The sequence below is a fragment of the Paenibacillus agaridevorans genome (genome assembly GCF_003112455.1).
Lineage (GTDB): Bacteria > Bacillota > Bacilli > Paenibacillales > Paenibacillaceae > Pristimantibacillus > Pristimantibacillus agaridevorans.
Window position 1 is genome coordinate 1 of sequence record NZ_BDQX01000205.1, and the last position, 4,322, is coordinate 4,322.

The following is a 4,322-nucleotide window of genomic DNA, read 5'->3' on the forward strand; positions in this document are numbered from 1 at the left end:
GGCTGCCTTTCAAGATTTAAGTCGGCGGCATCGCTCTAAAGCTCGCCGGCCGGCCGAGGGGAGGGGTTTTTTCATAGCTTCATATTGCTGCTATGGCCTGGCGATAGCTTTGCCGTAGGATCGATATACACCTTCGCATTGTTAATGGCTGTGGGCGCCTCGCCGAAGCCGACCGCGATCAGCTTTAATTTTCCCGGATAGGTCGTAATATCGCCAGCCGCGAATATGCCCGGAATGTTTGTCTGCATGCGGGTATCAACCGCAATGGAACCGTTCTGGACATCCAGGCCCCAGTCGGAGATCGGGCCAAGCGAGGATACAAATCCAAAGCTGACAATAAGCGCATCGCATGGGAGCTCTTTGGTCTCGCCGGATTTAGGGAAAGCAACCGTAATGCGCTCGATTTGTCCATCCCCATGGAGCCCCGTTACTTCCGCAGGCGTGATGACGTTAACCTTCGATTTCATTAGATTGTCTACGCTATGCTCATGCGCGCGGAACTTGTCCCGCCGATGGATGAGCGTCACATCTTTTGCAATCGGCTCCAGCATCAGCGCCCAGTCGACGGCCGAATCGCCACCTCCGTTGATGACGACGCTTTTGCCGGCATATAGGCTAAGGTCTTTTACAAAATAATGGAGGTTTGCGTCTTCGTAACGTCCGGCCTCCGCGAGCTCTAGCCTTCGAGGCTCAAAAGCCCCAATGCCTCCGGTAATGATGACTGCTTTGCTGTAATGAACCGCTTTATCGGTGACGATTTCGAAATGGCGCTCATCCTTCTTTATAACCTGCTGCACCTTTTCCTCCAAGCACACCTCGACGGGGAACAGGCTCATTTGCTCCTCCAGATTTTTGACAAGCTGCGCGCCGGTCACCTTAGGAAATCCGGCAATATCATAAATATTCTTCTCCGGGTACAGGGCGATTGGCTGTCCGCCCAGTTGGGGCATACTATCGATAATTTTAACGCTTGCTTGGCGCATTCCGGCATAAAACGCTGCAAACATGCCAGCAGGACCGCCTCCAATAATCGTGATGTCTGTAAATGCATCTGTATGTTCAAGTTCCAAAACCGTTCGCTCCTTCATATTTTGAAATATATTATAGTTTAATGTATATTAAATATATTAACGCATCGATTTTATTATTTCAACAACAGAGAGGGATCGTATGGAGTACATCGAGGTTACATCCAAGCCGCCAGAGGACTCAAAGCCTATAACTTTGGTTATAGGGAAATTCGACGGCGTTCATAGAGGACACGTCATGCTGCTGCAGAAGGCATTGGATTATCGGGACGGCATGCTGGCGGTCATGAGCTTTACGGACCATCCCAACTGGATCTTAAGGAACGATATCGAATATAAAAGGTCGCTCACGCCGCTCATGCAAAAAATTGCGCTGATGCAAAATCTCGGCGCAGAGAGGTTTTACAACATTCAATTCACCCCAAAATACGCGCAAATACCGGCTAGAGATTTTGTCATCCATTATTTAAGCAGGCTAAATATCAAGCGTCTTGTCGTCGGTGACGGCTTTCATTTGGGAAAGGGGAGAGAATCGGATACGAACGACTTGATTGGTTATTGCAAAGAAATAAATGTAGCCGTTTCGGTCATTCCGTTACTAAAGGACAACGAAGAAAAAATAAGCAGCACGACAATCCGGTCGCATATTAAGGAAGGTCGCATTGAAGCTGCCGGGAAGTTATTGGGGCGTCATTATGTTGTTGCTGGAGAGGTCATTCATGGGAATGCCCTGGGCAGAGAGCTTGGATTTCCGACCATTAATCTAGGCCATGGTGCCGAGCAATATGTTCCTCCTAAAGCAGGTGTATACGCAGGCAGCGCGGAGATTTGCCATAGTCCTAATGAAAGCGAGCATCGTCATGCGCTTATTAGCGCCGGCTATCGGCCTACTGTCGATGGGGGCAATTATTTGATTGAGGCCAATTTGCTTGATTTTTCGGGCGATGTATATGGCAAGAAGGTAAACTTGTCCTTCTATAGTTATCTCCGCGAAGAACTTAAATTTAACAATCTGGAAGAGCTCGTCAAACAGATGAAGCTTGACGAGCTTCAGGCTAGAGCGTATTTCCAGATGCATCATACGAAGCAAGCAATAATAGCAAGTTCAAAATTTATCGGCTAAGAAGGATGGTGCGAATTAATGGATACGAACAACATGAAACCGCGCGGCATCAAAAAAGTATGGACAATCACGGAGAAGCAAGTAAGCCCTATTCATAGCGCTGCTCCGGTTCTTGAGCCCGGGCGCTGGGCGGACTTCGATCCGTTTCTTGTGATGATGGAAGACAAGTTTGAGAAAGGGGCGTTCGATGTCCATCCGCATCGCGGAATCGAGACGCTCTCCTTTATCATCGATGGCAACATCAATCATTACGACAGCGCAACAGGCGATGGCGGGAAACTTCAGAAGGGGGATTTGCAGTTTATGACCGCCGGCCGAGGGGTCGTCCATAACGAGACTCCGGCTGACGGGGAAAGGGTGCATATGCTCCAGCTTTGGGTCAACCTGCCGCGCAAATACAAGATGACGGAGCCTCGCTACCAGAACATGCAGGCAAATGATATGCCCGTCCGCGAGGAGAACGGTGCTGTAATCCGGGTTTATTCGGGCTCGTCGGGCGACGTTGTTTCCAGCACGCTGAATTATACCCCTGTCACTTTCGTGGAGATGGTCGTAGACGGCGGAGCTTCCGTCTTGCAAGACCTCCCGGGCAGCTACAACGGTTTTATTTATATTTTGGAAGGAAGCGGCACGTTCGGAGCGAACAGGGCCGAAGCGAGGAAAGGGCAAGCGTTGTGGCTGGATTCTGCCGATGAGGCGGGCATGAGCAGTATACAGGTCACGGCAAACGAAGAGCTGCGGCTTGTTTTATTTGCAGGAGAGCCGCTCAGAGAGCCGGTTGTTGCTCGCGGTCCGTTCGTCATGAACACGGAAGAGGAGATTGCTGAGGCGTACAGCGATTACCGTAACGGAACGTTTTATTAAACAGAATTTGAAACTGCAGGCAAATGTAGCGTGCAGCTCCCAGCGCGAAAAAGATGAACGAAACCGTTCATCTTTTTTTGGTGCGCTTGACAGCGCAAGAGACTGAGGTGTGATAGTCCCAAGCATACCGCAGGTGGCAGAAGTGCATAGCCAACAAGAAGATCACAAACGGTAGAAGCATTGGCGAAATCGACATCCGAGGATCAGGGAATCTATGGGGCCAATTGAACTTTCGGATGAATGTAGCGCTCGGATAAGAAAGACAGCTGGACCAATCTATCAAATTTGATACAAAATACAAATCCTGTTATCGGAATTGGTACGTTGACTTCGTTTTGGGATTGATGATGCGGATGAAAGTTTGTCAAAATAAATATTGCAAGCAGACATAAAATCGCAGGAAGGCGTGATGTGATGAACAGGCGGTAGTGGTAATGATTCTGAGGGAGGGGACATTTAAGTACGGGTATGATCGACCAAAGTGGAAGAGTTAAGAATTATCGTTGTAAGCGTTTTATTACTTGTTAACTTTGTAGTTATTCAAATAAGAAGAGGTGAGCGATCATGATGAACAATTCAAAGGGAAAATTTATGGTTGTTTTCATGGCATTTGTTTTATTAGGAAGTTTGTTTCCTAGATTCAGCTTATCTACAGAAGTATCCGCAGAGAACCTGGGCCATACCCTTTTTGTAGCGCCAAATGGCGATAATGAAAGTGGGTTAGGAACGATAAACGCCCCTTTTGCCACCTTAGAGAAAGCGCGTGATGCAATACGAGAAATGAAAGCGGATTCAGGTCTTCCTGATGGCGGAATTACTGTCTATTTGCGAGGAGGAGAATATCGTCTTGGAAAATCTTTTGAGCTAACGGAGGAGGATTCAGGAACAGAAGATAATCCGATTATCTATAAAGCCTATAATAATGAAGAAGTTAAAATTATGGGCGGGGCTACCATAGATGCTTCAGAATTTAAAACGGTAACAGATGAAAATATTTTAAACAGATTAGTTGAAAGTGCGCGTGGTAAAGTAGTTAAAGTTGATTTGGCACAGCAAGGAATTACGGAATACGGAGAATTAGTGAGATACGGGCATAGTATGAACTACTTTCCAGAGGGAATTTCACAATATTCAGCCCCAGAATTATTTATTAATGGGGAAAGTCAAACTTTGGCACGGTGGCCAAACAACGACTTTGCTACGGTGAAGAAGGTCATCGATGGAGGAACGACACACGAAATTTATCCGCCGCCTGCAGATGATTCCGGTCCTTGGGAAGGATTTGTTATTGAGTACGATGGAGATCG

The 4,322-nt window shown here is 47.4% G+C and carries 3 protein-coding genes and 1 pseudogene; 3 read left to right on the forward strand and 1 reads right to left on the reverse strand.

The window, feature by feature from the left end; translation table 11 throughout:
- Positions 1–71 precede the first annotated feature (71 nt).
- Positions 72–1,070 carry an NAD(P)/FAD-dependent oxidoreductase gene (locus PAT3040_RS19295; RefSeq protein WP_258235061.1) on the reverse strand — a complete coding sequence of 333 codons (999 nt, stop codon included), beginning with the start codon at positions 1,068–1,070 and terminating at the stop codon, positions 72–74.
- Between the two features lie 100 nt (positions 1,071–1,170).
- Between PAT3040_RS19295 and ribF the strand changes: the two genes are divergently transcribed.
- From ribF to PAT3040_RS19310, 3 genes and pseudogenes are all read left to right on the forward strand, one after another.
- A complete protein-coding gene (gene ribF / locus PAT3040_RS19300; protein WP_108994005.1) occupies positions 1,171–2,151 on the forward strand; it encodes a riboflavin biosynthesis protein RibF in 981 nt (326 codons plus the stop codon).
- Between the two features lie 18 nt (positions 2,152–2,169).
- The gene (locus PAT3040_RS19305) at positions 2,170–3,015 is read left to right on the forward strand and encodes a pirin family protein (protein ID WP_108994006.1); all 846 of its coding nucleotides are present in this window, start codon (positions 2,170–2,172) and stop codon (positions 3,013–3,015) included.
- A 564-nt stretch (positions 3,016–3,579) separates the two neighbouring features.
- Positions 3,580–4,322: pseudogene (locus PAT3040_RS19310) on the forward strand (hypothetical protein); the annotation flags it as partial.